This is a genomic window from Streptomyces sp. NPDC038707, from assembly GCF_040636485.1.
Taxonomy (GTDB): domain Bacteria; phylum Actinomycetota; class Actinomycetes; order Streptomycetales; family Streptomycetaceae; genus Streptomyces.
Genome location: NZ_JBEZUP010000024.1, coordinates 58,377 through 84,163, shown reverse-complemented (window position 1 = coordinate 84,163; position 25,787 = coordinate 58,377). Strand labels below are relative to the sequence as shown.

At 74.8% G+C, this 25,787-nt stretch carries 22 protein-coding genes and 3 pseudogenes; 17 read left to right on the top strand and 8 right to left on the bottom strand.

Annotated features, from left to right (window positions below):
• The first annotated feature begins 454 nt into the window (after window positions 1-454).
• Both AB0E62_RS27775 and AB0E62_RS27770 read left to right on the top strand, forming a co-directional pair.
• Window positions 455-1,537 (top strand): NADP-dependent oxidoreductase, encoded by a 1,083-nt coding sequence (locus tag AB0E62_RS27775; RefSeq protein ID WP_362199400.1) that lies wholly within the window; start codon window positions 455-457, stop codon window positions 1,535-1,537.
• A gap of 34 nt (window positions 1,538-1,571) precedes the next feature.
• Window positions 1,572-1,931, top strand: a pseudogene (locus tag AB0E62_RS27770) (MerR family transcriptional regulator); the annotation flags it as partial.
• Window positions 1,932-1,985: 54 nt separating this feature from the next.
• On the opposite strand, the gene AB0E62_RS27765 reads toward AB0E62_RS27770, so the two are convergent.
• Entirely contained in the window at window positions 1,986-3,206 is a 1,221-nt protein-coding gene (locus AB0E62_RS27765) for an MFS transporter (RefSeq protein WP_362199397.1), read from the bottom strand.
• A gap of 95 nt (window positions 3,207-3,301) precedes the next feature.
• Here AB0E62_RS27765 and AB0E62_RS27760 point away from each other — a divergent pair, with 95 nt between their 5' ends.
• Window positions 3,302-3,766, top strand: a complete 465-nt coding sequence (locus AB0E62_RS27760; RefSeq protein WP_362199479.1) for a helix-turn-helix domain-containing protein — start codon at window positions 3,302-3,304, stop codon at window positions 3,764-3,766.
• Between the two features lie 58 nt (window positions 3,767-3,824).
• Window positions 3,825-4,271: pseudogene (locus tag AB0E62_RS27755) on the top strand (2'-5' RNA ligase family protein); the annotation flags it as partial.
• Window positions 4,272-4,529: 258 nt separating this feature from the next.
• Here AB0E62_RS27755 and AB0E62_RS27750 read toward each other — a convergent pair.
• The 3 genes from AB0E62_RS27750 to AB0E62_RS27740 all read right to left on the bottom strand — a co-directional run bounded on the left by AB0E62_RS27750 (window position 4,530) and on the right by AB0E62_RS27740 (window position 6,578).
• The gene (locus tag AB0E62_RS27750; RefSeq protein ID WP_362199394.1) at window positions 4,530-5,498 is read right to left on the bottom strand and encodes a RimK family alpha-L-glutamate ligase; all 969 of its coding nucleotides are present in this window, start codon (window positions 5,496-5,498) and stop codon (window positions 4,530-4,532) included.
• A 118-nt stretch (window positions 5,499-5,616) separates the two neighbouring features.
• Window positions 5,617-5,991: a hypothetical protein gene (locus AB0E62_RS27745; RefSeq protein ID WP_362199392.1), complete on the bottom strand. Its 375-nt coding sequence runs from the start codon at window positions 5,989-5,991 to the stop codon at window positions 5,617-5,619.
• 182 nt (window positions 5,992-6,173) lie between these two features.
• Window positions 6,174-6,578 carry a helix-turn-helix domain-containing protein gene (locus AB0E62_RS27740; protein WP_362199390.1) on the bottom strand — a complete coding sequence of 135 codons (405 nt, stop codon included), beginning with the start codon at window positions 6,576-6,578 and terminating at the stop codon, window positions 6,174-6,176.
• Between the two features lie 59 nt (window positions 6,579-6,637).
• Here AB0E62_RS27740 and AB0E62_RS27735 point away from each other — a divergent pair, with 59 nt between their 5' ends.
• Window positions 6,638-7,489, top strand: coding sequence for an MBL fold metallo-hydrolase (locus AB0E62_RS27735; RefSeq protein ID WP_362199388.1), 852 nt, complete (start codon window positions 6,638-6,640; stop codon window positions 7,487-7,489).
• 63 nt (window positions 7,490-7,552) lie between these two features.
• Here AB0E62_RS27735 and AB0E62_RS27730 read toward each other — a convergent pair whose 3' ends face one another.
• Entirely contained in the window at window positions 7,553-8,353 is an 801-nt protein-coding gene (locus AB0E62_RS27730) for a GNAT family N-acetyltransferase (RefSeq protein ID WP_362199385.1), read from the bottom strand.
• A 767-nt stretch (window positions 8,354-9,120) separates the two neighbouring features.
• Between AB0E62_RS27730 and AB0E62_RS27725 the strand changes: the two genes are divergently transcribed.
• Window positions 9,121-10,314 carry an MFS transporter gene (locus AB0E62_RS27725; protein ID WP_362199382.1) on the top strand — a complete coding sequence of 398 codons (1,194 nt, stop codon included), beginning with the start codon at window positions 9,121-9,123 and terminating at the stop codon, window positions 10,312-10,314.
• Window positions 10,315-10,439: 125 nt separating this feature from the next.
• Window positions 10,440-11,018, top strand: a complete 579-nt coding sequence (locus AB0E62_RS27720; protein WP_362199379.1) for a TetR/AcrR family transcriptional regulator — start codon at window positions 10,440-10,442, stop codon at window positions 11,016-11,018.
• A gap of 22 nt (window positions 11,019-11,040) precedes the next feature.
• Here the strand turns inward: AB0E62_RS27720 and AB0E62_RS27715 are convergent, their stop codons facing one another.
• Entirely contained in the window at window positions 11,041-12,246 is a 1,206-nt protein-coding gene (locus AB0E62_RS27715) for a PP2C family protein-serine/threonine phosphatase (RefSeq protein WP_362199376.1), read from the bottom strand.
• A gap of 412 nt (window positions 12,247-12,658) precedes the next feature.
• On the opposite strand from AB0E62_RS27715, the gene AB0E62_RS27710 reads away from it, so the two are divergent.
• The 4 genes and pseudogenes from AB0E62_RS27710 (at window position 12,659) to AB0E62_RS27695 (ending at window position 17,902) form a co-directional block, all read left to right on the top strand.
• The gene (locus tag AB0E62_RS27710; RefSeq protein ID WP_362199476.1) at window positions 12,659-15,271 is read left to right on the top strand and encodes a SpoIIE family protein phosphatase; all 2,613 of its coding nucleotides are present in this window, start codon (window positions 12,659-12,661) and stop codon (window positions 15,269-15,271) included.
• Between the two features lie 50 nt (window positions 15,272-15,321).
• Window positions 15,322-15,717: pseudogene (locus AB0E62_RS27705) on the top strand (GNAT family N-acetyltransferase).
• Between the two features lie 123 nt (window positions 15,718-15,840).
• Window positions 15,841-16,593, top strand: coding sequence for a GntR family transcriptional regulator (locus AB0E62_RS27700; RefSeq protein ID WP_362199373.1), 753 nt, complete (start codon window positions 15,841-15,843; stop codon window positions 16,591-16,593).
• Between the two features lie 52 nt (window positions 16,594-16,645).
• Window positions 16,646-17,902 carry an MFS transporter gene (locus tag AB0E62_RS27695; RefSeq protein ID WP_362199370.1) on the top strand — a complete coding sequence of 419 codons (1,257 nt, stop codon included), beginning with the start codon at window positions 16,646-16,648 and terminating at the stop codon, window positions 17,900-17,902.
• A gap of 2 nt (window positions 17,903-17,904) precedes the next feature.
• Here AB0E62_RS27695 and AB0E62_RS27690 read toward each other — a convergent pair whose 3' ends face one another.
• The gene (locus tag AB0E62_RS27690) at window positions 17,905-18,528 is read right to left on the bottom strand and encodes a TetR/AcrR family transcriptional regulator C-terminal domain-containing protein (protein WP_362199367.1); all 624 of its coding nucleotides are present in this window, start codon (window positions 18,526-18,528) and stop codon (window positions 17,905-17,907) included.
• A 55-nt stretch (window positions 18,529-18,583) separates the two neighbouring features.
• Between AB0E62_RS27690 and AB0E62_RS27685 the strand changes: the two genes are divergently transcribed.
• The 6 genes from AB0E62_RS27685 to AB0E62_RS27660 all read left to right on the top strand — a co-directional run bounded on the left by AB0E62_RS27685 (window position 18,584) and on the right by AB0E62_RS27660 (window position 25,073).
• Window positions 18,584-20,023: an FAD-dependent monooxygenase gene (locus tag AB0E62_RS27685; protein ID WP_362199364.1), complete on the top strand. Its 1,440-nt coding sequence runs from the start codon at window positions 18,584-18,586 to the stop codon at window positions 20,021-20,023.
• A 145-nt stretch (window positions 20,024-20,168) separates the two neighbouring features.
• Complete coding sequence (locus AB0E62_RS27680) at window positions 20,169-21,386, top strand: glycosyltransferase (RefSeq protein ID WP_362199361.1); 1,218 nt, start codon at window positions 20,169-20,171, stop codon at window positions 21,384-21,386.
• Window positions 21,387-21,447: 61 nt separating this feature from the next.
• Entirely contained in the window at window positions 21,448-23,619 is a 2,172-nt protein-coding gene (helR, locus tag AB0E62_RS27675) for an RNA polymerase recycling motor ATPase HelR (protein WP_362199358.1), read from the top strand.
• Between the two features lie 59 nt (window positions 23,620-23,678).
• Window positions 23,679-24,191 (top strand): GNAT family N-acetyltransferase, encoded by a 513-nt coding sequence (locus AB0E62_RS27670; protein ID WP_362199355.1) that lies wholly within the window; start codon window positions 23,679-23,681, stop codon window positions 24,189-24,191.
• Window positions 24,188-24,754, top strand: a complete 567-nt coding sequence (locus AB0E62_RS27665; protein WP_362199352.1) for a hypothetical protein — start codon at window positions 24,188-24,190, stop codon at window positions 24,752-24,754. Before AB0E62_RS27670 ends, AB0E62_RS27665 begins: the two co-directional genes overlap by 4 nt.
• 97 nt (window positions 24,755-24,851) lie before the next feature.
• The gene (locus AB0E62_RS27660) at window positions 24,852-25,073 is read left to right on the top strand and encodes a hypothetical protein (RefSeq protein WP_362199349.1); all 222 of its coding nucleotides are present in this window, start codon (window positions 24,852-24,854) and stop codon (window positions 25,071-25,073) included.
• Between the two features lie 75 nt (window positions 25,074-25,148).
• On the opposite strand, the gene AB0E62_RS27655 is transcribed toward AB0E62_RS27660, so the two are convergent.
• Entirely contained in the window at window positions 25,149-25,784 is a 636-nt protein-coding gene (locus tag AB0E62_RS27655) for a potassium-transporting ATPase subunit C (RefSeq protein ID WP_362199346.1), read from the bottom strand.
• Window positions 25,785-25,787: the final 3 nt, after the last annotated feature.

Sequence of the window (25,787 nt, the reverse complement as noted above, 5' to 3'; positions counted from 1 at the left end):
GGACGCCGTCCCGTCGAGCCGCAGCCCCGCCGCCACCGTCGGCGAGGCGCGCGCCGATGCCCGCGGGCGGTGTTCGTACGGCAGGGGAATCGGGCGGCAGGGGCATCGGGCCGCCCGGCGCCTTCTCTCCGGGTACGGCGCCGCCGAGCCCCCGGGCCCGCCGCCGTACCCTCCCGGACGGACCCGCGCCGCTCCGGCGGACGGGGGCGCGCCAGGACCGACCGGAGGCACCCCGCACCGGTGGGGCGCGGTCAAGACCGACCGGAGGCACCCCGCGCCGGTGGGGCGCGGTCCGGGACCGGGTGCCAGGCGACCGGCCGGCCGCTCGGGGCGGGCGGCCTTGCCTTTGACGTGCGGGTCAGGGTTTAGCGTGTGCGCGCTCGACCGGCCGGGGCCACCGGGTCCCGGCCGCCGGGACGCGTGGGCGTCCCGCCACTGCCCCAGGAGGTCACGTATGACGTCGCTCCCGCAGCGGATCAGCCGCGAGATACGGCTCGCCACCCGGCCCGAGGGGCTGCCCGCACCCGAGGACTTCGCCCTCGCCGAGGTTCCGGTGGTGGACGCCCCGGAACCCGGCCAGGTGCTCGTCCGCAACCGGCAGTTCCTGGTCCACGGCGGACTGCGCACCCTCCTCGGCGGGACGGCGAGGGACACGCCGGTGCCCGTGCTGCACCCGGGAGACACGTTGTACGGGCCGGCCGTCGGCGAGGTGGTCCTCGCCCCGCCGGACAGCCCGCTGCGCCCGGGCGATCTGGTGACGCACCTGCTCGGGTGGCGTGAGTACGCCCTCGTACCCGCGGCGGAGTGCGCCAGGGTCGATCCGGCCCTGCCCGACCCGGTCGCCGAGCTGGCGTCCGGCTCCGCGGCCTACGGGGCGCTGACCCGGGTCGCCCGCGTGCGCGAGGGGGATGTCGTCCTGGTCACCGGCGCCGCCGGCGGAGTGGGGTCGCTGGCGGGGCAGATCGCCCGGCTGCTGGGCGCCTCCCGGGTGATCGGCACCACCGGTACCCCTGGGAAGGCCGGGCGGCTCGTCTCCGAGCTGGGCTACGACACGGTGCTGACCGCCGGGTCCTGGCGGGAGGCGCGGGGCGCGGGCGGCTCGCGGGAGGCGTACCGGGCCTTCGCCGGCCGGCTCGCCGAGGCCGCGCCGGACGGCATCGACGTGCTCCTCGACACCGTGGGCGGCACACAGCTCACCGCGGCGGTGGACGCGGCCCGGCAGGGCGCCCGGTTCGCCCTGGTCGGGGCGCTGTCCGGGCAGCTGGCGGCGGACGGCTCCGGCGCGAGCGCCCCGGCGGAGATCGACACCTTCCGGCTGATCGTCAAGGGTGTGTCGGTGCGGGGATACCTCGGCACCGAGCATCCCGGTGTGCGGGAGGAGTGGACCGCGCGGCTCGCCGACTGGCTGCGGTCCGGCCGGATCCGCCTCCCCCTGACCCGGATCACGGGCATCGACAGCGCTCCCCGGGCGTTGCGGGAACTGATCGAGGGGCAGCGAGTGGGCACGGTCGTCGTGGAGTTGCCGGACCATGGCTGACGACCGCTGCCACGGACGGCGGGAGGCACACATCATGCGGATCGGCGACGCGGCGGCGGCCGTGGGGACGACACCCAGGGCGCTGCGTTTCTACGAACAGCGCGGCCTGCTGCCCCCGCCGCCCCGCACCCCGTCGGGGCAGCGGGACTACGGCCGGCGTGAACTCGCCGTGCTCCGCGTCATCCGGGAGCTGCTCGCCCTCGGGCTCACGGTCGAGGATCTGCGGGGCATCGCGGGCCGGCTCCCCCTGCTCGCCGTGTACCCGCCGCCGCGGTGCGGGGCGACGGCGGCGGACAGCGGCGGGCCGGGGGTCGTGGGGGAGGCGGTGGTGGAGCGGCGGATCGCCGCGCTCGACGCGGAGATCGAGCGGCTCACCCGGCTGCGGGACGGACTGGAGGCGGGCCTGCCCGCCGAGCGGGACGCGGCGGCCCGCGGAGGGGCGGCGGGCTCACCGCGTGCGGGTCGTCGCCCACAGCAGCAGGGCGGCGCAGCTGAAGGCCGCTCCGAGGGCGCACACCCCGGTCCATCCCGCCGCCGCGTACACCAGTGAGGAGCCGGTGGCGCCGAGGGCGCTGCCGGCCGAGTAGAAGATCATGTAACCGCCGATGATCCTGCTCCCCGCGTCCGGGCGCACCGCGTGGACGAGGGTCTGGTTGGTGACGTGCGCGGCCTGGACGGCGAAGTCCAGCAGGACCGTTCCGGCGGCCAGCGCCCACAGCGACTGCCGGGTGAACGCCAGCGGGAGCCATGACAGGGCGAGCAGGACCAGGGCGGTGCCGGTGGTGCGCTGGGCGAGCCCGCGGTCGTTCCAGCGGCCGGCGATGCCCGCGGCCAGCGCACCGGCCGCCCCGGCGAGGCCGAACGCGCCGATCCCGGTGTGCGACAGCGACCACGGGGGGCCGCTGAGGGGCTGGACGACGCTGCTCCACAGGGTGCTGAAGGCGGCGAAGACGAGGAGCGCGAGCGCGCCGCGCACCCGCAGCAGGCGGTTGCGGGCGAACAGGGTCACGGTGGAGGCGAGCAGGCGCCGGTACGGCAGGCGGGCCGCCGGCGGCGGACCGGCCGGCAGGGCGCGGCGCAGCAGTACGGCGAGCGTGGCGGTGAGGGCGGCCGAGCAGAGGTAGACGGCCCGCCATCCGGCCAGGTCGGCCAGGACGCCCGCCGCCGTGCGGGCCAGCAGGATGCCGGTGATGATCCCGCTGGTGACGGCCCCGACGACCCGTCCCCGTAGGGCGGGAGCGGCGAGGTGGGCCGCCGCGGCGACCATCGTCTGGGCGACGACGGCGAGCGCGCCGACCGCCGCGAGGGCGGCGAGCAGCACGGCGGTCCCGGGTGCCAGGCCGACCGCCAGCAGAGCGGCGGCGAGCAGACCGAGCTGGAGTGTGATCAGCCTCCGGCGGTCGACCAGGTCGCCGAGCGGGACCAGCAGGAACAGGCCCGCCGCGTAGCCGAGCTGGGTCACGGTGACGAGGGCGCCGAGCAGGCCGGAGCCGAGCGCGAACCGTTCGCCGAGGGTGACCAGCAGGGGCTGGGCGAAGTACACGTTGGCCACCGCGCTGCCGCAGGCGACGGCGAAGATCGGGACCAGATGTGCGGGCGGCACGGCGGGCGGTCCGGGCGCGGCGTTCCCGGTCGTCCGTCCGCTCGCCGTGGAGCAGTCGCTCGGCATACGGCACCCTCCCCAGGTGGTTGCAAGTTGCTACCTGACGGACTCTAGGCGGCACTGGTAGCATGTTGCAACCGGACGTGAAGGAGGAGAGCCCGATGGTCGCCCGTACCCGGCTCGACGCCGACCCCTGCCCCGTCGCCCGGTCGACCGACGCGATCGGCGACTGGTGGTCCCTGCTGATCGTGCGGGACGCCTTCGACGGCAGCCGCCGCTTCGGCCAGTTCCAGCGCAGTCTGGGGATCGCCAAGAACATCCTCGCCACACGGCTGCGCGCGCTGGAGCGGGCCGGGGTGATGGAGACCGTGCCGGCCTCCGACGGCAGCCCCTACCGGGAGTACGCGCTCACGGAGAAGGGCCGCGCCCTCTTCCCCGTGATCGTCGCGCTGCGCCAGTGGGGCGAGTCCCACTGCTTCGCCCCGGGGGAAGCGCACTCGCGGCTCCTCGACCGTCGCGACGGGCGCCCGCTGAGCCCGCTGGAGATCCGCTCCGGCGACGGACGCCCGGTCGGCCCGGACGAGACGTTCGTCGAGAAGGTCCGCCCCGCCGACGGCACCCGCTAGGTCCTGCCGGCGGCGTCAGCGGAGACCTCGGCGCGGTTCCGCCGCCCCGCCAGGAGCCGTGGAGGCCGGTTTGCACCCGCCGGCCCGTGGGCGTTCCCCGGGCGTACCGGCCGCGCGGCCCGGCCTTCTCGAGGCCGCCACGGCGCCGGGCACGGACGGGCGACGGGCCTGCGACGGCGGGTGCGGGACGAAGACGACGCGGGAACCAGCCGGCGCGCGGCCGTCGGCGGGGGGGGCAGCGCCGGACGCGCTCGCGGTGGCGCCGACTCCCCGCACGGCGGTGGCGCGGTCCCCGCCGTCATCGCTGTGGCCGCCCGTCCAGGGCATCCGCCGGGAGCACGATCCGCAGGTACGGCGGTGGCCGTCGCAGGTGAATCCGCTGTCCGGGTTCGTGCCGGAGGAGGAGTCCGGGCGGGCCGTGCCGCTGCTGTGCGCCGCCGCGGCGTACACCCCGGCGTTCCCGGCGCGGCTGTCCGGTGTGCGTTTCTTCCGGCACCGGCACTGCGCCACGGTCCGCCTGGACCCCGCCGCCGGACCGGCACCGTGGGGGCGTCTGCACCGGGAGCCGGCCGCCGAGCGCGCCGCGCGGCTCGGTGTGCCGGCGGCTTCCGGTGGAGGAGGTGCTCGTCCTGTCCCGGCGCGGGGCCATGCGGCCCCGGGCCGTGGTCACCCTGGGCACGGGCGAGGTCCGGTGGCCGGCCGAGGACGTGAACTGCCCCGGACACGAATGAGGTTGTGCGCGCGGTCGCGGCAGGACGTCCGGCTACGGCGAGGCCGGCGGGCGCGGGCCGGGTCGGCCCTGGCGGGACAGGCGCCGGGCGACGCAGGCGGCGATGGCGGGGACGACCGCCGTCAGCTCGGGGCGCCAGCCCGGCACGGCGTTCACCTCGCAGACGGTGTAGGTGTCCTCGGCGTCGAACAGCAGGTCCACGCCGGCGATGTCCAGTCCCAGGACGTGAGCCGCCCGCACCGCCAGCTCCTCGGCCCGCGGATGGCGGCCCGTGCACAGGGTGGCGGTGCCGCCCTTGGCGATGTTGGCGGCGAGAGCGCCGTCGCGGGAGGTGTGCAGGACGGCGCCCACCGGCTCGCCGTCGACCACGGTCACGCGCAGGGTGCGGCCGTGCGACGCGGCCACGTGTTCCTGGAAGAGGAACGGGGTCTCCTGGGCGAGGCTGCCGGCCACCTCCCGCAGCAGGCCCGGGCCGGGGGCGAGGAAGACCTGCCCGCCCTTCGCGCCGCTCACCGACTTCACCACGCACGGCGTGCCGAGGTCACGGCTGCGGACGACGCCCTCCAGGGGTGCCGTCGCGTAGGTGAGGGTGTCGGGCACCGGCAGCCCGGCCAGGGCGAGTTCCTGCAGCTGCCACATCTTGTTGCGGGAGGTTAGCTGCGCGTCGAGGGTGTTGACGAGGGCGCTGCCCATGCGGGCGAGGTGGCGGAGCAGGGTCACCTCACGGTCGTCCCGCATGGGGCCGGCGACCTGGCGCACGCACACCACCCGGGGGGCGGGCAGCTCCGTGCCGCCCAGGGTGCGCAGGGTCAGCCGCCCGCCCTGGACGCCGAAGAGGAGTTCGTCGGTGTGCCAGACCGCGAAGCGGGGCCCGTGGGCGTCGGCGAGCGCGGTCGCGAGTTCGCGGGTGGACCGGCGCAGTGCGGTCGGCCGGTGCCGTACCAGCATCCACACATCGGCGGGTGCCCCCGCCCCCGGCACGACCCGGTGCTCAGCGACCATGCCGGCTCCCCTCCCCCGCCTCGCCGCCCCACCTCCCGTGGGCCCTCGTGGCCAGTCTCGCAGCCGGGTGATCGCGGTGTCACGGGGAGGTGAGGCGGGCGGGCGGTGCCGGACCGGATCAGTTCAGCGGCGCGGGGGCCGGGGTGCCGTAGAAGGTGACCGACGGCCAGCCCCGGGAAGCCAGGAGCTTGTTGATCGCTTCGGCGATCTCCTGCGGGGTGACGGCGTAGGCCGCCGGCGTCTCGGACGCGTTGGCGACGCTGAACTTGATCTCCAGCTCGGAGGGCATGTCGTTGCCGGTGTCCCGCTCGGACCGGCCCCCGAAGAGCGTCCCCTGGGGGAAGTCGGTCGTCGCGCTCGCCGACGCGGCCTGGACGGCCTGAGCGGGCTCGGCGGCCTGGGCCGGCGACGCCGAGGCCGTACCGGCGATCACGGCGCCGGCGGCGGCCGTCCCCGAGTACCCGATCAGGGACCGCCTCGAAATGCTGCTCATAACTCCCCCTCTTTGCCCGGCCGTCGGGTGTTTTCCCGAGGCCGCGGCTTGATCGTAAACGCATGTGCGGGGCGCTGGGGCAGAATGCCGCCGTCCGTTTCGCGGGCGGCCCGGGTCCGGGTGCGACCGGCCGGCCCTGGTCCACGCGGCGGGTGAGGCGGAACCCGCACCGCGGGCGGTCGTCAGGCGGATGTGTCGCGGCGCGCGGTGCCCCACTCCCACATGCCGCGCAGCACCGGCTCCAGCGCCCGGCCGGGGCCGGTCAGCTCATAGCGGACCCGGGGCGGCCAGCCGGGGATGCGGTGGCGCTCGACGACACCCGCCCTGGTCAACTGGGCCAGCCGGTCCGAGAGGACCTTGTCCGAGAGGGCGGGCAGGGCGGCGGACAGTTCCGTGTAGGTGGCCTGGCCGCGGCGCAGGAGCTCGCGGAGCACCAGCGGGGTCCAGCGGCCGCCCAGGGCCGCGAGGGTGATGTCGACGGGGCAGCGCGGTTCGTCACCGGGCGGCACCAGGGCGTCGTCCGGGCAGTCCGCCAGCGGGCCGTCCCGGCCGGCCGGCGGCTGGTGTCCAACCGTTTGGTGAGTCACGAGAGCACCTCCTAGCGTCGGTGGTGAACGGCCCGCCCGTACGGGCTGTAGGGGGCACCATGCGTATTCATCATCTCAACTGCGGTTCCCTGCGGGAGATTCCACCGCTGGACGGGGAGTCGTCGGGGGCGAGCGCCGTGGCGGGGGCACGGGCCCTCGTCTGCCATTGCCTGCTCATCGAGACGGACGCGGACGGGCTGGTCCTGGTGGAGACCGGTCTCGGCACCGCCGATGTCCGGGATCCGGACCGGTCGTTGGGGGCGGACTGGGTGGCGTACGCCCGGCCCGCCCTGGACCCCGCGCAGAGCGCGCTGCACCAGGTCGTACGGCTCGGGTACGCGGCGGCGGACGTGCGGCACATCGTGCTCACCCACCTGCACCGCGACCACACGGGAGGGCTGCCGGACTTCCCGCACGCGCGCGTGCATGTGCACCCGGACGAGTACCGGGCCGTCACCGATCCCGCGGCGGCCCACCACCGGCACAGCCTGGTCCGCTACATGCCGGCGCACCGGGCGCACGGCCCGCTGCTGACACCGGCGCCGGTGGCGGAGGGCGCGGAGTGGTTCGGTTTCCCGGGCGCGGTGCGACCGGAGGGGCTGTCCTGCGAACTGCTGCTGGTGCCGCTGCCCGGTCACTCGGCGGGGCACGCGGGCGTGGCCGTGCGCGACGGCGACGGACGGTGGCTGCTGCACGCGGGGGACGCGTACATGTACCACGGCGAAGTCGACGCCGCCCCGCCGCTCGCCCACCCCGTCCTCGAGCCGGTCCAGCACGGGGCGCAGACCGACGCGGCGGCGCGGGTCGCGACCCGCGACCGCCTCCGCGCCCTCCGGCGTGCCCACGCGGACGAGGTCACGGTCTTCAGCGCGCACGACCCCTGGGAGTTCGCCCGCCTCGCCGCCCGGTGAGCCGCTCACCCGGACGACATGCCCGGCCGTCCCGCCGTGCGCGCACGGCGGGACGGCCGGAGGTCACCGCTTCAGGCCGTAGAAGGCCATCGGCGAGTTGGGCCGGAAGCCGATCCGGGGGTACACCGGTGCGCCCGCCGCCGTCGCGTGCAGGGTGGCGCGGGTCAGGCCGGTGGCGCGGGCGCCCTCGTACAGGGCCTTGCGCGTCACCGTCTCGCCGTAGCCCCGGCGTTCCCATTCCGGTGCCGTGGCGACCAGCACGACGAACAGCCGTCCGTCCGCCTCCACCGTAGCGGCGCAGGTCACCGGGGTGCCGTCGCGCAGGCCGAGGTAGGCGTGCGCCTGGTCCTTCCACAGGGCGGAGCCGAGGAGTCCGTCGCGGCCGTCCTCCAGCGGGAAGCCGTAGGCGCGCGAGTTCAGGTCGGCGTACGCCCGCAGGTGTTCGTCGGTGCTCACCCGCACGAACGTCAGCTCCGGGTGGGCCGGTTCGGGGAGGGGCAGGAGGTCTGCGGCCATGCCGGTGCCGGGGAAGGCGTACTCGAGCCCGGCCTTCTCGGCCGCGGCCCGGACCTGGACGCGGGCGTCGGCGCCGAGGAGGTCCTCGAAGAGCCACAGGAACCCGGGGTGCCGCTTCGCCCGCATGATGTCCGCCGCCTGGCGCAGGCGTTCCCCGACCAGTTCCGGGTCCGCGTCGGTCTCGGTCAGGGTGACGCAGTTCCAGAAGGCGAAGCGGCAGTCGGCCCAGCGGACGGCGATGCCCGGCAGGTCGCGCACATCGGCGTCCGGATCGCGGTCGAGCACCAGGGCCCGCCAGACCAGGGCGAGCTGCTCCATCGATTCGATCGACTCCGTACGGTCCGTCATCCGGGCTCCTCAGGCGGCGGTGGCGAGCAAGCCCACCCAGTAATACGCCACTTGGGCCGGTGTGTCGCGCACCTCGGCGGCGGACGGGTCATGCCGCGAGCACGCGTGCCGTACCGCCGCCGGAGGCCCCGGTGCGTGCCGGCAGACGGCACAGGGCCCGGCGGAGCGGACGCTCCGGGCACGTCGCTGCCGACGCGTTCCCCGGCGCAGGCGGCCCGGCGGAACCGTCCGGGTTCAGCGCGTCGGGACGACGCCGTACGGCCGGTTCGGCCTCCCCGGCGAGTGCCGCGGCCCGGGGGTGCCCGTACGGTCCGGCGGGCACGGGACCAGGAGTCCCGGCAACGTCCGTCCGCCCGGGGCGAGATGGGCATCGGACGCCGCGAGCGCCGCGCGGACGCCCCCCTCCGGAGGAGGTGCTCGGCGATCCGCCGGCGCATGCGCGGACCGGGACCGCGACGAGGGCTGCGGGACATGAACGACCTCCCCGCACTGCGGAACAGCGGCCCATGACGCCAAGTCCATCCACTCCCCGCCTGCTCGCCCGTACGGCCGGCCGGGCGCCTTCGTCCGCACCCCTTCCGGCGCCCCGCGACCGGCCCCCGCTCGACACCGCGCACACCGGGTGGCAGACTGACGACAGTTTTTGGATCAGATGAATCAAAATTGTGTATCGTTCACTCCGCACCGAACGCCCGCACCACGCGCCCCACTTGAAAGGTCCTGAAAATGCCGCTGTCAGTCATCCGCGCCCGGAAGGCGGCCCTCTGATGCCCCTCGCGGTCTTCGTCCTCGGCCTCGCGATCTTCTGTCTCAACACGACGGAGGTCATGGTGGCCGGGCTGCTCCCGTCGCTCTCGGACGGCCTCGACGTCTCGATCACCGCCGCGGGCAACCTGGTCACCGTCTTCGCCCTCGGCATGGTCTTCGGCGGCCCGCTGCTGACGCTCACGCTCATGAGGGCCCCCCGCAAGCCGGCGCTCATCCTGATGATGGTGCTGTTCCTGGTGGGGCAGACCATCGGCGCCCTGGCCACCGCCTACTGGGCCATGGTGATCGCCCGCGTCGTCACCGCCCTGGCCACCGCGGCCTTCTTCGGGCTCGCCGCTTCGGTCTGCGCCAACCTCGTGTCCCCGGACAAGACCGGCCGCGCGCTGGCCATCGTCTTCGGCGGCTTCATGGTGGCCAACGTCTTCGGCCTGCCCCTGGCGACCTTCATCGACCGGCTCATGGGATGGCGTGCCGCCTTCTGGGCCGTGGACGTCCTGGTCGCCCTGTGCCTCGTACTGGTCCTGTTCACCATCGAGCGCACCCCGGCCCCGGAGGGCCCGGACATCCGGTCGGAGCTGTCGGTCTTCCGCAGCGGCCGCCTCTGGGGCGCCTTCGCCACCAATGCCCTGCTGATCGGCGGCGTCTTCGCCACCTTCGCCTACCTCTCCCCGGTGCTGACCGAGGTGGCGGGCTTCTCCGAGGACATCGTCCCGCTGCTGTTCGTGCTGTACGGCGTGGGTACGGTCATCGGCAACATCATCCTCGGGCGGCTGGCCGACGCGCACATGATGCGCGTGCTGTGGCTGGGCGGCGCGGTCCTGTCGGTACTCCTGGGGCTGTACGCGCTCGTGGCGAGCAACCAGGCGCTCTCCCTCGCCGCCCTGTTCCTGCTGGGTTTCACCGGGCTGCCGCTCAACCCGGCGATGGCTTCACGCGTCATGAACCTGTCCAACAGCGGGGCGCTGATCAACACCATGAACACGGCGGCCATCTGCGCGGGCATCACCGTGGGCACCTGGCTGGCCGGCGTGGGCATCGACGCCTACGGCTACCGCGCCCCGATGTGGGCCGGCGCGCTGCTCGCGCTCGGCGCGCTGGCCACCCTTCTCCTCGCGCGGATCACCGACCGGCACCACGTGGAGGGCGGCCGTCCCGCCGCCCCCGCGGACCTGGAGTCCGCGGCACGGGGGTGACCCCGCACCCCCACGCCGGCGGGGGCCGGGCGAGGACGCCACGGCCCCCGCCCCCGACGGTCGTCCCCACCGCGCTCCTCCCCCGGATTTTTGCGCAACCGATCCAATACGGTTAGGTTGATGTCATGGGGAGGCCCAGGAAGTTCGACGAGACGCAGGCCCTCACCGCGGTCATGCACACGTTCTGGCGGCGTGGCTACGAGGCGACCTCCACCCGTGACCTGGCCGAATCCACCGGGATGGGCCTGTCGAGCCTGTCCAACGCGTTCGGCGACAAGCGGCAGCTGTACCTGCGCGCGCTGCGCCGCTACTACGACACCAACACCGCCGTGCAGACGGAGCTCCTCGGACGCCCGGGCCCGGTCAAGGAGCGGGTGCGGAACCTGATGGTGCAGGCGATCGACACCGACCTCGCCAATCCGCCCTCCGCCGGCTGCCTCATCATCAACGCCTCGACGGAAAGGGCGAACACCGACCCCGAGGTGGCGCAGGAGGTGCGCCGTCACTTCACCACCGTGGAGCGGGCGCTGCGCGCCGCACTCGCCGAAGGACAGCGCGGCGGGGAGATCACCCGCGACCAGGATGCCGCCACGCTGACCCACCACGTCCTCACCAGTTACTACGGACTGCGGGTCCTCGCGCGCGTACAGCCCGACCGCACGGCCCTGATGAACGTGGTGGAGACCCTGCTGGCCACGCTCTGACCGGCCGGATCGCGGCCCCCGCTCAGTCGGCGGCGCGGTCGTCGCGGGGCGGCTGCGCGGTCGGGCCGTCGGCCGGGAGGCAGACCGCGAGCGCCGCGATGTCGTCCTGGAGCCGGTCGCCGCTGTAGGCCAGCAGGTCGTGGTGGAGCTGTTCCAGGAGGCTCCGCGGCGGCAGCGAGCGCCAGGAGCGCAGGCGGTGCAGGAGGGGGTAGAAGGACCCCTCCGCATCACGGGTCTCGGTGATGCCGTCCGTGTACAGCAGCAGTTCGTCGCCGGGGCGGAAGCCGTACTCCTCGACGTGGTACGGCTCCCCGGCCAGCACACCGAGGTTGAGCGGCGGCGCCGACCGCCCGCTGTCCAGTTCGCGGACCTCCCCCGAGCGGATGAGGACGGGCGGCGGATGACCGCAGTTGACGACGCGCAGCACCGGCTCGCCGAGCGGGATCTCGACGAAGACGGCGGTGACGAACCGCTCGCCCACCTCGTTCCCGCCCAACAGGGCCGCCCTGCGGTCCATGCTGGTCTCCACCCGGCCGGCCAGGGCGGGCAGCCCGGGTTCGTCGTGCGCCGCCTCGCGGAACGCGCCGAGCAGGGCCGCGGCGGTCTCCACCGCGAGCAGTCCCTTGCCCCGTACGTCACCGATGAGCAGCCGGACGCCGTACCGGGTGGGGACGGCCTCGTAGAGATCGCCGCCGATGCGTGCCTCCGCGGTGGCGGACAGGTAGAGGCTGTCCAGCAGGAGGTCGCCGATCCGGTGCGGGACCGGCCGCAGCAGCACCCGCTGGGCGATGTCGGCCACGAAACGCACGTCGGCGAGGGTGCGCTCGCGGTGTGTGCGGTGCGCGGCCAGGATGGCGCCGAGAACACCCACCAGGGCCGTGCAGACGTAGGAGGCCACGTAGTAGCGGTCCCAGAGATGGCCGACGGGCCGGCCGGCGCAGCACGGGGTGCCGGCCAGCACACCCTCCAGGAACACGGCGAACACGGTGGCGCCGGCGACGACCACCGGACCGTGCGCGAACGCGGTCACCAGGGGCAGCGCGATCAGTACGAAGCTCACCGGCCACTGGACGGGGGTCGCGGGCTCCAGCAGCAGGATGGCGACGACGTACAGGACCGGCAGCCAGCGCAGCCACGCGGGCCGCTCCGGCAGCCGCGTCCGCGCACCGGCGCCCTCCTCCGGCTCCCGACCGGTGTGTCCAGGCCTCGGCATACGTGGTCTGCGCACACGGACTCCTGATCACAGGACCTCACGACAAGGTCCCCAGCCTGGTGCTCCCGTGCGGGGCACACCGGGGATTGCTCCACCCGGCGGCATGTTTCCGCCACGGCCGGCCCCTGACACCGCACGGCCCGCCCCCGGGCGCGGAGCCCGTCCCCCGCCCGGCCCACACCGGTGCGCCGGGCGCGCGCGAGCGGCGGCACAGCGGTCGCCGGTCACCGAGTTCCAGTGCTAGAAAAGGGAGATGAGCGGACGTTTCCGCCGTCCAAGGGTGAAAGCGGCGCCGCCGCCCGGCACCCGGTGGGCCTCCGATCCGCCCGGCCGACGAGTGCCGTGGCCGTTTCGCGGGCGCCGGATCTCGCCGTCCCTCAGCGTCCGCACGCTCGCCGCCCAGGTCTTCCTGTTCCAGGCGCTGATCATGCTGCTGCTGGTCGCGGTGGGGGCCGCCGCCCTGGCGGTGCAGGGGCTGTACGACGCCGAGCGCAGCGCCCGGGACCGGTCGCTGGCGGTGGCCGAGGCCTTCGCCCACGCCCCGGGCACGGCCCAGGCCCTGCGCGCGCCGGAACCGACGGCCCGGCTGCAGCCGAAGGCGGAGGAGGTGCGCAAGGGGTCCGGCGTCGACTTCGTCTCCGTGCTGGACAAGCACGGGGTCCGGCTGACCGACCGCGAGCCCGGGCTGATCGGCACCAAGGCCCAGGGGGTCGGCAGGGCGCTCGCGGGAGAGTCGTTCACCGAGACCTTCCACGGGCAGCCGACCGACGCCGTGCGCGCCGTCGTCCCCGTGACGGACCCGAGCAGACGCGTGGTCGGCGTCGTCACCGCCGGGATCGAGTACGCGAACGTGGGCGAGGTCCTCGTCCGGCAGCTGCCGGTGCTGCTCGGCACGGCGGCCGGGGCCCTGGTCCTGGCGACCGGCGGCGCCGCCCTGGTCAGCCGCCGGCTGCTGCGGCAGACCCATGGGCTCGGCCCGGCCGAGATGACCCGGATGTACGAGCACCACGACGCCGTCCTGCACGCCGTGCGCGAGGGGGTGCTGATCCTCGGCGGCGACGGGCGGGTGCTGCTCGCCAACGACGAGGCGCGCCGGCTGCTGGACCTGCCCCGTGACGCGGACCGGCGGCAGGTTGCGGAACTGGGGCTGGGGCCGCGGCTCACCCGGCTGCTGGAGGCGGGCGAAACCGCGTCCGACGAGGTCATCCGGGCCGGGGACCGGCTGCTGGCGGTGAACATCCGGCCCACCGCGCCGTACGGCGACGCACCGGGGCTGGTGGCCACGTTCCGGGACACCACGGAACTGCTCGCCCTGTCCGGGCAGGCCGAGCTGGCCCGGGGCCGGCTGTCGTTCCTGTACGAGGCGGGCATGCGGATCGGCACCACGCTCGATGTGCGGCGCACGGCCGAGGAGCTGTCGGAGGTGGCGGTGCCGCGCATGGCCGACTTCGTCACCGTGGAGCTGCTGGACGCGGTGCTGCGCGGCGAGGAACCGACGAGCGCGGTGCGCGAGATGCGCCGTACCGCGCTGCGCACCGCGCACACCGGGCACCCCTTGCAGCCGGTGGGCGAGGTGATCCGGTTCGTGATGGCCGACACCCCGATGGCGGCGGCGCTGCGGCGGGGCAAGGCCGTCCTGGTGCCGGACTTGCGCACCGCCCAGGACTGGCGGGCGCGGGACTCCGGCGGGGCCGAGCGGGTGCTGGACTACGGCATCCACTCGCTGATCACGGTGCCGCTGCGGGCCCGCGGGGTGGTCCTCGGCATGGCCGACTTCTGGCGGGGCGCGGGCTCGCCCCGGTTCGAGGAGGAGGACGTCGCGGTGGCCGAGGAACTGGTCGCCCGGGCGGCCGTGGCCATCGACAACGCCCGCCGGTACACCCGTGAGCACACGATGGCGGTCACGCTGCAGCGCAGTCTGCTGCCGGTGGGCCTGCCGGAGCAGGACGTGCTGGAGATCGCCTCGCGCTATCTGCCGGCCCGGTCGGGCGTGGGCGGCGACTGGTTCGACGTCATCCCGCTGCCCGGGTTCCGGGTGGCGCTCGTCGTCGGGGACATCGTGGGGCACGGGATGCAGGCGGCGGTGACCATGGGACGGCTGCGCACGGCCGTGCTGAACTTCTCGTCGCTGGACCTCGCCCCGGACGAGCTGCTCGGGCACCTGGACGAGATGGTGACCCGGCTGGACTCGCAGACCGCGACCGCCGACGACGATCATGTGCCGCTCACCGGCGCCACCTGCCTCTACGCCGTCTACGACCCGGTCTGCGGGCGCTGCACCGTCTCCCGCGCCGGGCATCTGGCGCCCGCCGTGGTGGACCCGGAGGGCCGGGTGACCTTCCCGGACCTGCCCCTGTCGCCGCCCCTGGGGGTGGGCGGGCACCCCTTCGAGACCGGTGAGCTGGAGCTGCCCGAGGGCAGCCGTCTCGTCCTGTTCACCGACGGTCTGATCGAGGGCCGGGGCCGGGACGTCGACGAGGGCCTGGCGGTGCTCGCCTCGACCGTCGCGGACGCGGACCGGACACCGGAGGAGACCTGCCGTGCGCTGGTGGAACGGATGCTGCCCGAGCGTCCCGCCGACGACGTGGCCCTGCTGGTCGCCCGTACCCGGCGTCTCAAGCCGTCCTGCGTGGCGACCTGGGACGTGCCGTTCGACGTGACGGCCGTGCCCCGGGTCCGGGGCGAGGTGAGCCGGCGGCTGACCGACTGGGGGCTGGAGGAGACGGCGTTCGCCACCGAACTGATCCTGAGCGAACTGCTCACCAACGCGATCCGCTACGGCGCCCCGCCCGTACGGGTCAGGCTGCTGCTGGGCCGCACCCTGGTCTGCGAGGTGTCGGACGGCAGCAACACCTCGCCGCGGCTGCGGCGCGCGGCCGGCACGGACGAAGGGGGCCGGGGCCTGTTCCTCGTCTCCCAGTTCGCGGACCTGTGGGGGACCCGCTACGCGGCCCGGGGCAAGGTCATCTGGGCCGAGCAGACTCTGGGCCGGGTGGTGGAACCGGATCCGTCCGTCCTGTTCGACGTCATGGGCCTGTGACCGGCATTCCGGTCCGCGCCGCGACCGGCCGGGGCGTACGATCCGGTGGCGTGAAGATCACCTACGAGTGGCGGGGCGACTTCGACAACGCGGCTCTCGACGCGCTGCGTGCCGGCGGTTTCGGGCCTCCGGCCGCCACGGCCGACTGGCGGGCCCGGGTCGAACGCCGCAGTCTGGGCTGAATCTGCGCCCGCCGGGACGGCACGCTGGCCGGCTTCGTGAACGTCGCCCGGGACGGCGGCGCCCACGCCTTCCTCCTGGACACGGTCGTCGCCCCGGCGTGCCGGTCCCGGGGCGTGGGTGCCTCGCTGGTCGCCCGCGCGGCCGACGGGGCCCGTGCCGCCGGGTGCGCGTGGCTGCACGTCGATTCCGAGGAACACCTGCGCCCGTTCTGCCTGGACGCCTGCGGGTTCCGGGAGACGGCCGCGGGTCTGATCGCCCTCTGACCCCGGGCGGCCGGGTGCGCTGTGTAGTGCTGCTCCAGCAGCTTTGATCCGGTGCACTAGTTTTCCGACGACGCCCGCCGGCACCGCCGGTCGCCGGGCGGTGGACGGACCGGAGGTCGACTCATGCCCCGACAGGCACCGTATCTCGCGGTGGCCGACGTGCTGCGCGCGCGCATCCTCGCGGGAGAGTGGGGTGTCGGGGAACGGCTGCCGTCCCGGGCGCGGTTCGCGCAGGAGATCGGGGTGGGGCGCAACGTCGTACAGCGGGCGGTGGACCGTCTGATCGTCGAGGGTCTCCTCGAAGGACGGGCCGGCTCGGGCACCTATGTGCGGGTCCCCCGCGAACGCCTGCGGCTGGTGCGCTCGCGGCACCGGGAACGGCGGGGTGTCTCCCCCGCCGGCACCAAGGAGCGGGGCCGGGCCGACGCCTGGGACGCGCACAGCCAGGTACGGGTGCCCGCCCCCGAGGAGATCGCCGAGCGGCTGGCCATCGGTGCGGGCGACCCCTGCGTCACCACCCACTACGAGTTCCTGGCCGGAGGACAGCCCGTACAGCTCTCCCGGTCCTGGGAACCGATGGCCCTGACGGGCGGCACACCGGTCGTCCTGCCCGAGACGGGCCCGCTGGCGGGCAAGGGTGTGGTCGAACGCATGCGGTCCATCGGCGTGGTCGTCGAGACGGTGGTCGAGGTGCCGCGTCCGGCCCGCGCCACCCGGGAGCAGGCGCATCTGCTGGGGATCAGCCTCGGTGACCTGGTGCTGCTGATCGAGCGGACCATCCTCGACACGGACGGACGCCCGGTGGAGACCGCCGACATCGTCATCCCGGACGCGCGCCGGGAAGTGGTCTACGAGTTCGGCGTCGAGCGGCCGTAGCCCGCGCGGACACGGCGACGGAATTTCTCACGGAGGGTGACGGGAGACTCGTATGTCCAAGGCGTCCCGGCGCGGGCTGCTGCGCGAGCCGGACTTCGGGCGGCTGTTCGCCGCCACCGCGCTCGGTCAACTGGGCGACCGCATCGTGTTCCTGGCGCTGCCGCTGGCCGCGCTGGAGGCGACGCGCGCCGGCGCGTTCCGGCTCGGGCTGCTGGCCGCGGCGACCACGGCGGGTTCGCTGCTGGTCGGGCTGCCGGCCGGCGCGTGGGTGGACAGGGCGCGCAAGCGGCGGGTGCTGGTGGGCGCCGATCTGCTGCGCGCGCTGGTCCTGTCGACGGTTCCGGTGGCGTGGTGGGCGGGGGCGCTCACCATCGGGTGGCTCTACGCGGTCGCGCTGGTCCATGGCGTGCTGACCGTCTTCTTCGATGTCGCCTACGCCGGTTACCTCCCGCACGTGGTGGGACGCGACCGGCTCCTGGAGGGCAACGCGAAGCTGTCGGCGGTCCGTTCGGTGACGAGTATCGGCGGGCCGACGGTGGCCGGGCCGCTGGCCGCCCTGGTGGGAGCCCCGGCTGCGCTGGGGGCGAGCGCGGCCGGGATGGCCGTGTCGGGGCTGCTCGCGCTGACCGTCCGGACCCGCGAGCCGCGGCCGGAGCCGGGCCCGGGTCCCCGGCTGGGCCGGGAGATCGGGGAAGGGGTGCGGTTCGTGTTCAGGCACCCCGTCCTGCGTGCGGTCGTGCTGGGCGACGCGGTGTTCAACCTGTTCCTGGCGCTGTACCAGAGCATGCTGCTGGTCTTCCTGGCGCGGGAGGCGGGGCTGACGCCGTCGGGTATCGGCCTGGTGCTGTCCGGGATGGGCTGCGGTGCCCTGCTGGGCGCGCTGCTGGCCACCAGGGTCTCGGCGCGCGTGGGGCAGGGCCGGGTCATCTGGCTGGCGTCGCTGGTGACGTGCCCGCTCACCGCGCTGATGCCGTGGGCCCGGCCGGGCTGGAGCCTGTACGTGGCGGCGGCCGGGCTCGCGGCGCTGTCGCTGGGCGGGGTCGTCCGGGTCGTGGCCCAGTCGAGCCTGCAACAGGCGCTGACGCCGGACCGGTTGCTGGGCCGGATGAGCGCGACGGCGCGGTTCGTGTCCTGGGCCGGCCTTCCGCTGGGCGGTGTCCTGGGCGGGGCGTCGGGTTCCGTGTTCGGGGTCACCGCGACCCTGTGGGCCGGGGCCGCGGGCATGACCCTGAGCGCGCTGCCCCACCTGCTGTCCCCGCTGCGGAGTCCGGGTGCCGGTGCCCTGCCGGTGCCGCGGACACCCGCCTGACCTCAGGGCCCGGCGAGGATCGTGTCGAGGCCGAACTCGAAGCGGGCGTCGAACGAGGCGGCGCCCAGGTGGGCCAGGGTGCGGTACAGGGCGGGGTGGGTGTCCGCGGAGACCGCCCGGTCCAGGCTTCCGTCCCGGGGCCGGGCGGCGGCCGACTGCTCCTCCTGGGCCAGGCCGAGCGTGAAGTAGACCAGGGCCCACATGGTCCAGGCCGCCTCGCGTTCGGCCATGCCGCCGTCGAGCAGGGCGCCGACGAGCGCCTCGGCGAAGCGCAGGGTGTGCGGCTCGGCGGGGTAGGTGCCGGTCACCAGGGCGGCGCCGTCGCGGTGGGCGAGCAGGGCGCGGCGGTAGCGGCGGACGAGTGCGCGTGCCCGCTCGTCCCAGGCGTCGGGCAGACGGTCGAGCGGGGCCTCCCCGACGACGGCGTCCGCCATCAGCTCCAGCAGCCGGGCCTTGGTCTTCACATGCCACAGCACGGTGTTCATCCGGACCCCGAGCCGGTCGGCGACCGCTCGGGTGGACAGGGCGTCGAGCCCGTTCTCGTCCAGCAGTTCCAGGGCCGTGCGCACCACCGCGCCGGCGTCCAGCCGGGTGCCGCGTTCCGCGTCCGCTTGCTCCTTGGTCACTGACCTAGTTTACTGCACCCACGACTATTGGTCACTGACCAAGAGGGAGGCAGGCGTGGAACAGCAGGTCGTCATCGCCGGAGGAGGACCCGTCGGGCTCTGGCTCGCCGCCGAACTGCGGCTGGGCGGGGTCACGGTCACCGTCGTGGAGGAACGCCGGGAGCGCGACCAGCGCTCCAAGGCGCTCACCCTGCATCCGCGCACCCTGGAGATCCTGGCGTCGCGGGGCGCCCACGGTCCCTTCCTGGAGGCGGGGACCCCCCTCCCGGGCGGCCATTTCGGCGGGCTCGGCACCCGGCTGGACTTCCGGGTGCTGGACACCCCGTTCCCGTACACGCTGGCGCTCCCGCAGGCCAGGACGGAGGAGTTCCTCGAGGCGCGTGCGCTCGCGCTCGGCGCGCGCCTCCTGCGCGGACACCGCGTCACCGGCCTGACACGGGCCCCGGACGCGGTGACCGTGCACATACGGGGCCCCGAGGGGCCGTACGCGCTGCGGGCCGCGTACGCCGTCGGCTGCGACGGAGTGCGCAGCACCGTCCGCGCGGCGGCCGGCATCGGCTTCCCCGGCACACCCGCCACCGTCCTGGGCTTCCTCGCGGACGTACGGCTGGACGGCCCCCCGCCGCCCGGGTTCAGCGTCTGCGGCCCGTCCGGCGGGCTGATGGCCGTCCAGCTGCCCGGCGGGCCGACCCGGCTGGTCGGCATCACCCCGGACGACCTGACCGCCACCTGGCCGGGCGACCTCACCCTGGACGAACTGCGGACCAAGGTACGGGCGATCACCGGGCGGGACTTCGGGCTGCGCGACCCCGTCTGGCTCTCCCGCTTCGGCAACGCCACCCGGCAGGCCGACCGCTATCGCGACGGGCGGGTGCTGCTCGCCGGGGACGCCGCCCACCAGCACTTCCCCACCGGCGGGGTGGGCATGAACGTGGGCATCCAGGACGCGCACAACCTCGGCTGGAAGCTCGCGGCCGTCCTCGCCGGCCGGGCCGGCGGGACGCTGCTTGACTCCTACCACGACGAGCGCCACCCGGTGGGCGCCCGCCTGCTGGAGAGCAGCCGCGCCCAGACCGCCCTGATGACGGCCTTCTCACCGGAAGGGCTCGCGCTGCGCGCGGAGTTGAGCGCGCTGCTGGCCGCCCAGCCGGCCCTCAACGCGACACTGGCCGAGCGGGTCTCCGGGCTCGCCGTCGGCTACCCGCCCGCGGACCCGGCCGCCCATCCGCTCACCGGCACCCGCGCCCCGGACCTGGCCGTCGAGGGCTCCGAGGGGCTGTTCTCCCTGCTGCGCCCGGGCCGCCCGCTCCTGCTCGACCTCGCCGGGGACACGCCCGCCGGATCCTCGGCACCGGGCACCGTCCGGCACACCGGCGTCCTCCTCCGGCCGCCGTCAGCCTGGGCCGGGGTGCGTGCCGCGCTGATCCGCCCGGACGGCCATGTCGCCTGGGCCAGGACGGGACGGGACCGCGCGGCCGAAGGGCAGAGCCGCTGAGGGAGAGAAAGACAAAGGCAAGGAGGTCAGCCACTCCTTGCCACTCTCAACTTATAGCGCACAGGGGGCCTTGCGGCAAGGCCCCCGTCGTACCGCAGAATCGTCGGCCTGAGCCGGGAAGCCGCCGAAACGGGAGTTCTGCGAAGTGCGTGTGGTGTTGTCGACCTATGGGTCGCGGGGAGACGTGGAACCGCTGGCGGGGCTCGCGCTCCGGTTGCGTGAACAGGGCGCTCAGGTGCGGGTGTGCGCGCCGCCCGACGAGGATTTCCAGCGGCGGCTGGCGGAGGCCGGCGTACCGCTGGTGCCGGTCGGCCCGTCGGCCCGCGCGCTGACGCGGGCGGCGCCCGCGCCCTCGTCCCTGCCGGAGCGCGCGGCCCGGCTGATCGCCGGACAGCTCGGGCCGCTCACCGAGGCGGCCGAGGGCTGCGACGTGATGGTGGCGACCGGCGCGCTGCCCGCCGCCGCGGGCGCGCTGTCGGTGGCCGAGAAGCTGGGCGTCCCCGCGGTGTCCGTCACCTTCCAGCAGCTCACCCTGCCCGCGCCGCACCGCCGCCCGCTGGCGTACCCCGGCCGGCCCCTCCCGCCGGAGGTGACCGACCCCAAGGCGCTGTGGGAGCTGGACGCCCAGAACGTCAATGCCCTGTTCCGCGAGGCGCTCAACACCCACCGGGCGTCCCTCGGCCTGCCACCGGTGGACGACGTCCGCGGCTACGTCATCGGCGACCGGCCCTGGCTGGCGAGCGATCCGTACCTGGACCCGTGGCACGGGACGGCGGACTTCGACGTCGTACAGACCGGCGCGTGGATCCTGCCCGACACGCGCCCGCTCCCCGCCGATCTGGTGGCGTTCCTCGACGCCGGCCCGCCGCCGGTGTACGTGGGCTTCGGCAGCATGCCCCTGCACGCGGCGGCGGACATGGCGCAGGTCGCCGTCGAGGCGGTCCGCGCGCAGGGCCGCCGTGTGATCCTGGCGCGCGGCTGGGCGGAGCTGTCCTGCGGCGCCGGCCGCGACGACTGCTTCGAGGCCGGCGAGGTCAACCAGCAGGCGCTGTTCCCCCGGGTGGCCGCCGTCGTGCACCACGGCGGCGCCGGTACCACGACGACGGCCGCCCGGGCCGGAGCGGCCCAGGTGGTGGTGGCCCAGGCGGCGGACCAGCCGTACTGGGCGGGCCGGGTCGCCGGCCTGGGCATCGGCGCGGCCCACGACGGCCCCGCCCCCACGGTCGCGTCGCTGTCGGCCGCGCTCCGTACGGCGCTCGCCCCCGGGGCCCGGTCTCGGGCGACCGCCGTGGCCGGCCGGATCCGGACCGACGGGGCGTCGGTGGCGGCACGGCTGCTGCTCGGCACCCGCACCCCCGGCTGACAGCACCTTGCGACCCGGCCCCCTACCCGGCCGCACCCGCGGCCCCATCGGAGACAACGACATGACACCCCACCTGACCACCAGCGCCTTCGACCTCCCCGACCGGCTGTCCGCCAAGGCCGACCCGGCACTGATCGCCGACGACGAACGGCACTTCGCGGCGATAGCGGAGTGTCTCGAGGAGTCGATCGCCGAACTGTCCGGCCGTCTCGACGCCGAACGACGGGCGCCCGGCGGCACCGGCCGGCAGGCCATGGACCGGGACGCGGAGATCCACCGGCTGACCGCCCGGCTGCGCGCGCTGCGCCGCTTCGGTCTGGACCTGTGCCTGGGTCGCATGGTCGCCGCCGGCGATCCCGAGCCCGTGTACGTCGGACGGCTCGGCCTCACCGACCGCACGGGCCGGCGGCTGCTGGTCGACTGGCGCTCCCCCGCCGCCGAACCGTTCTTCGGCGCCACCCACGCCCACCCGATGGGGCTGGCGAGCCGCCGCAGGTACCGCTGGACGAACGGCCGGATCGGCGACTACTGGGACGAGGTGTTCACCGCCGAGGGGCTGGCCGGGCACGCCGCGCTGGACGACCAGTCCGCGTTCATCGCCGGTCTGGGCGGGAGCCGTTCGGCGCGGATGCGGGATGTGCTCGGCACCATCCAGGCCGACCAGGACGCCGTCATCCGGGCGGGCTCCCGGGGCGCGCTCGTCGTGGACGGCGGCCCGGGCACCGGCAAGACGGTCGTCGCGCTGCACCGCTCCGCCTACCTCCTGTACGCCGACCCGCGGCTCGGCCACCGCCGCGGCGGGGTGCTCTTCGTCGGCCCGCACCGGCCGTACCTGTCCTACGTCTCCGACGTGCTGCCCAGCCTCGGCGAGGAGGGTGTGCAGACCTGCACGCTGCGGGACCTGGTCGCCGAGGGGGCGGACGCGGTGGCCGAGGCCGACCCCGAGGTGGCCCGGCTCAAGTCGTCCGCGCGGATGGTGCGGGCCATCGAGGCGGCCGTCAGGTTCTACGAGGAGCCGCCCGCCGAGGGGATGACGGTCTCCACCCCGTGGTCGGACATCCACCTGGGCGCCGACGACTGGGCGGCGGCGTTCGACGCCGCGGAGCCGGGTACGCCGCACAACGAGGCCCGCGAGCAGGTCCTGGAGGAGCTGCTGACGATCCTTCAGGACAAGCACGAGGGCGATGCCCCGCCCGAGTTGCTGCGCAGGGCGCTGCGGGCGAACCGGGAGCTGCTCGCGGCCCTCGACCGGGCGTGGCCGCTGCTGGAGGCGGCCGACCTGGTCGGGGACCTGTGGACGGTACCCGCCTATCTGCGGCTGTGCGCGCCCTGGCTGGACCGGGACGAGGTCCGGCGGTTGCAGCGCGCGGACCCCCGGGCGTGGACGGTGTCGGACCTGCCGCTGCTGGACGCGGCCCGGCAGCGGCTCGGCGACCCGGAGGCGGCGCGGCGCGAGCGTCGGCGCGTGGCGGTGCTCGCGGCACAGCGGGAGCGCATGACGCGGGTCGTCGACAACCTGATCGCGGCGGTGGCGGACTCCGGGGCCGACGGCGACGAGGGCGAGGGCCTGGTGAGGATGTTGCGCGGCGAGGACGCGCAGGTCAGCCTGGTGGACGAGGCCGAAGTACCCGCCCCCGACCCCGATCTGCTCGCCGGGCCGTTCGCGCACATCGTCGTGGACGAGGCACAGGAACTGACCGACGCGGAGTGGCAGATGCTGCTCCTGCGGTGCCCGTCCCGGAGCTTCACCGTCGTCGGGGACCGGGCGCAGGCCAGGCACGGGTTCACGGAGTCGTGGCGGGAGCGGCTCGAACGGGTCGGGTTCGACCGGATCCGGCTGGCCTCCCTGAGCGTGAACTACCGGACTCCGCAGGAGGTCATGGCGGAGGCCGAGCCGGTGATCCGGGCCGCCCTGCCCGACGCCAATGTGCCGGTGTCCGTGCGCCGCAGCGGGGTTCCCGTCGTCCACGGGTCCGTCGCGGACCTGCGCTCGCTCGTGGACACCTGGCTCGCCACGCACACCGAGGGGATCGCCTGCGTCATCGGCGACCCCACGTTCCCGGGGACGTCCCGCGTCCGTTCGCTGCCCCCGGAACTGACGAAGGGGCTCGAGTTCGACCTGGTCGTCCTCGTCGACCCGGACCGCTTCGGCACCGGTGTCCAGGGCGCGGTGGACCGCTACGTCGCCATGACCCGGGCCACCGGCCGGCTCGCCGTGCTCACCGGTCCGTGACCGCGTGCGGCGGCACCGACGGCACATGGGACGATGCCGGTACGGCGGAGGAGGGGCCCGTGGAGTTGCGCGATGTGTCACCGGACGATGTCGATGCCTATGTCCGGATGCGGTGCGATCCGGTGATGATGGCCGGCCTGGGCGGGCCGCTGCCCCGCGAGGGGATGGCGGACAAGGTCGGGCGGGACGTCCGGGAGGCGGCGGCCGGACTGGCGTGGATCAGGATGATCGTTCCCGACCCGGGCCGTCCCGGCGAGGTGGCGGGCACGGTGACCCTCTGGTCCCACGACACCGGTGACGGGCCGCTCTCCGAGATCGGGTGGATGGTGCTGCCGGAGTTCCAGGGGCGCGGACTGGGCAAGCGTGCCGTCCGGGCGCTCCTGGAGGAGGCCCGGGACCAGGACCGCTGGGGAGTGGTGCACGCGTTCCCGGCGGTCGGCAACGCGGCGTCGAACGGCATCTGCCGGTCCGTCGGCTTCAGCTTCCGGGGGGAGACCGACGTGGACTTCGCGGGCCGGGTGATCCGGGCCCGTCACTGGGCCATGGATCCCCGGACGGAACTGGCCCCGTGACGACGGGCCTCCGGCTCCCCGGCCGTGGCGGCCGGCCGCTGTCCGGTCTGGACTTCTACGCTCAGGTGGCCGCGCGCGGCGAGGTTCTCGGGGTGGGGATCGGATCCGGTCCCGATGACTGGCGGGCGGCGTTGGGGGCGGACTGTCTGGACGATCCCGGCCATGGGCTGCTGCGCCGGGACTACGGGCTGGTGGAGGTCTCCTTCTCGGCGGACGGCGGACCCCTGTCGTGTTTCGGGATCAGCGTGCAGGCGCACCGGCTGATCCTCGGACGGGGGGTGCCGCCGGCCCTGGCGGAGGCCTACGGCGCGTTCACGCCCCGTGCCCGGTTCGCGGACGTACGGGCCAGGATGCTGGCCCTCGGGTGCACGCTCGAACCCGACGACCTCTCGGACCACGTCCACCGCTACCGCGTCCCCGAGTCGGGGGTCCGGGTCTTCGTCATCGACGATCCCGACCCCTACGGCGACGGTGATCACGACGTCCACGACCCGGAGCTCCACCAGCGCGGTGACCTCTGGTCGTTGAGCGTCTCACCGGCCTGGTGGGCGCGGAGCCGGTAGCCCGCGCCCCGGCGGCCTCGGACGGCACGGCCCCGGTGTCCCGCCCGTGGACTGGGTGCGCCCCCGGTCACACCCCGCACGCCTCGTCGGGAACCGGATGAACCCGCGGCTGCGCACCCTCGGCAGCGGACTCGTCACGTGCGCCGCCCTCGCCTGGTTCGGCCGTCAGACGGTCCGCGGTTCCGGCGCGCCGAGGATCTGGTCGGCCGTCATGCTGACCGTCGCCGTGGTGACGGGTGCCGGTGCCGTCCTGGACCGTGTCCGGCCACGGCCCGCGCGCCGCCGGGCACGCGAGCGTGACGGGGGGACGGGCGGCTGACGAGCGGCTCCGGCGACGCCGTAGCGGCGGATCCGGAGGCCGTCACGACGCTGACGTGCGGGGCGCGCGAGGCCGTCACCGCCCGGCCGCGAGGTCCTTGAGCGCGATGTTCAACTCCAGGACGTTCACCCGGGGTTCGCCGATGAATCCCAGGGTGCGGCCCTCGGTGTGGTCCTCGACCAGCTTGCGTACCCCGGCGAGGGGCAGGTGGTTCTCCGCGGCGACCCGGCGCACCTGGAGCGCGGCGTAGGCCGGGGAGATGTCCGGGTCCAGGCCGGAGCCGGAGGAGGTGACGGCGTCGGCGGGGACGTCCGCGGGGCTGACCGAATGGCCGGGCACCGAGTTGTCCCGGACGACCCTGGCCTTGGCGTCCTCCACCTGCCGGAGCAGTTCCTCGTTGTCGGCGGCGAGGTTGGTCGCCCCGGACACGAGCAGCCGGTACCGGGTGTTGACCGAGTTCTCGGCCAGTCCGCGGGCGGGGCGTGGCTGGAAGTACCGGAGGCTGTAGCCCTGTTGTCCGATCAGGGACGAGCCGACGACCTTGCCGTCCGCCTCGGTCCGGGAGCCGTTCGCCGCGCCGGGAAAGAGCGCCTGGGCCACACCTGTGACGGCCAGCGGATACAGGACGCCTGTGAGCACGGTCAGCACCAGCAACGCGCGCAGGCCCGCGACCAGCAGCCGACCGGTGTTCACACAAGAGGAGTTCTTCATGTC

What these genes read in the sequence shown, in the direction of transcription:
- AB0E62_RS27710 (WP_362199476.1), top strand. Translation starts at nt 12,659, where the DNA reads ATGCTGCTGCTGGTCGCGGTGGGGGCCGCCGCCCTGGCGGTGCAGGGG.
- AB0E62_RS27745 (WP_362199392.1), bottom strand. Translation starts at nt 5,991, where the DNA reads ATGAGCAGCATTTCGAGGCGGTCCCTGATCGGGTACTCGGGGACGGCC.
- AB0E62_RS27725 (WP_362199382.1), top strand. Translation starts at nt 9,121, where the DNA reads ATGCCCCTCGCGGTCTTCGTCCTCGGCCTCGCGATCTTCTGTCTCAAC.
- AB0E62_RS27775 (WP_362199400.1), top strand. Translation starts at nt 455, where the DNA reads ATGACGTCGCTCCCGCAGCGGATCAGCCGCGAGATACGGCTCGCCACC.
- AB0E62_RS27655 (WP_362199346.1), bottom strand. Translation starts at nt 25,784, where the DNA reads ATGAAGAACTCCTCTTGTGTGAACACCGGTCGGCTGCTGGTCGCGGGC.
- AB0E62_RS27765 (WP_362199397.1), bottom strand. Translation starts at nt 3,206, where the DNA reads ATGCCGAGCGACTGCTCCACGGCGAGCGGACGGACGACCGGGAACGCC.
- AB0E62_RS27760 (WP_362199479.1), top strand. Translation starts at nt 3,302, where the DNA reads ATGGTCGCCCGTACCCGGCTCGACGCCGACCCCTGCCCCGTCGCCCGG.
- AB0E62_RS27695 (WP_362199370.1), top strand. Translation starts at nt 16,646, where the DNA reads ATGTCCAAGGCGTCCCGGCGCGGGCTGCTGCGCGAGCCGGACTTCGGG.
- AB0E62_RS27720 (WP_362199379.1), top strand. Translation starts at nt 10,440, where the DNA reads ATGGGGAGGCCCAGGAAGTTCGACGAGACGCAGGCCCTCACCGCGGTC.
- AB0E62_RS27700 (WP_362199373.1), top strand. Translation starts at nt 15,841, where the DNA reads ATGCCCCGACAGGCACCGTATCTCGCGGTGGCCGACGTGCTGCGCGCG.
- AB0E62_RS27735 (WP_362199388.1), top strand. Translation starts at nt 6,638, where the DNA reads ATGCGTATTCATCATCTCAACTGCGGTTCCCTGCGGGAGATTCCACCG.
- AB0E62_RS27750 (WP_362199394.1), bottom strand. Translation starts at nt 5,498, where the DNA reads ATGGTCGCTGAGCACCGGGTCGTGCCGGGGGCGGGGGCACCCGCCGAT.
- AB0E62_RS27660 (WP_362199349.1), top strand. Translation starts at nt 24,852, where the DNA reads ATGAACCCGCGGCTGCGCACCCTCGGCAGCGGACTCGTCACGTGCGCC.
- helR (WP_362199358.1), top strand. Translation starts at nt 21,448, where the DNA reads ATGACACCCCACCTGACCACCAGCGCCTTCGACCTCCCCGACCGGCTG.
- AB0E62_RS27730 (WP_362199385.1), bottom strand. Translation starts at nt 8,353, where the DNA reads ATGACGGACCGTACGGAGTCGATCGAATCGATGGAGCAGCTCGCCCTG.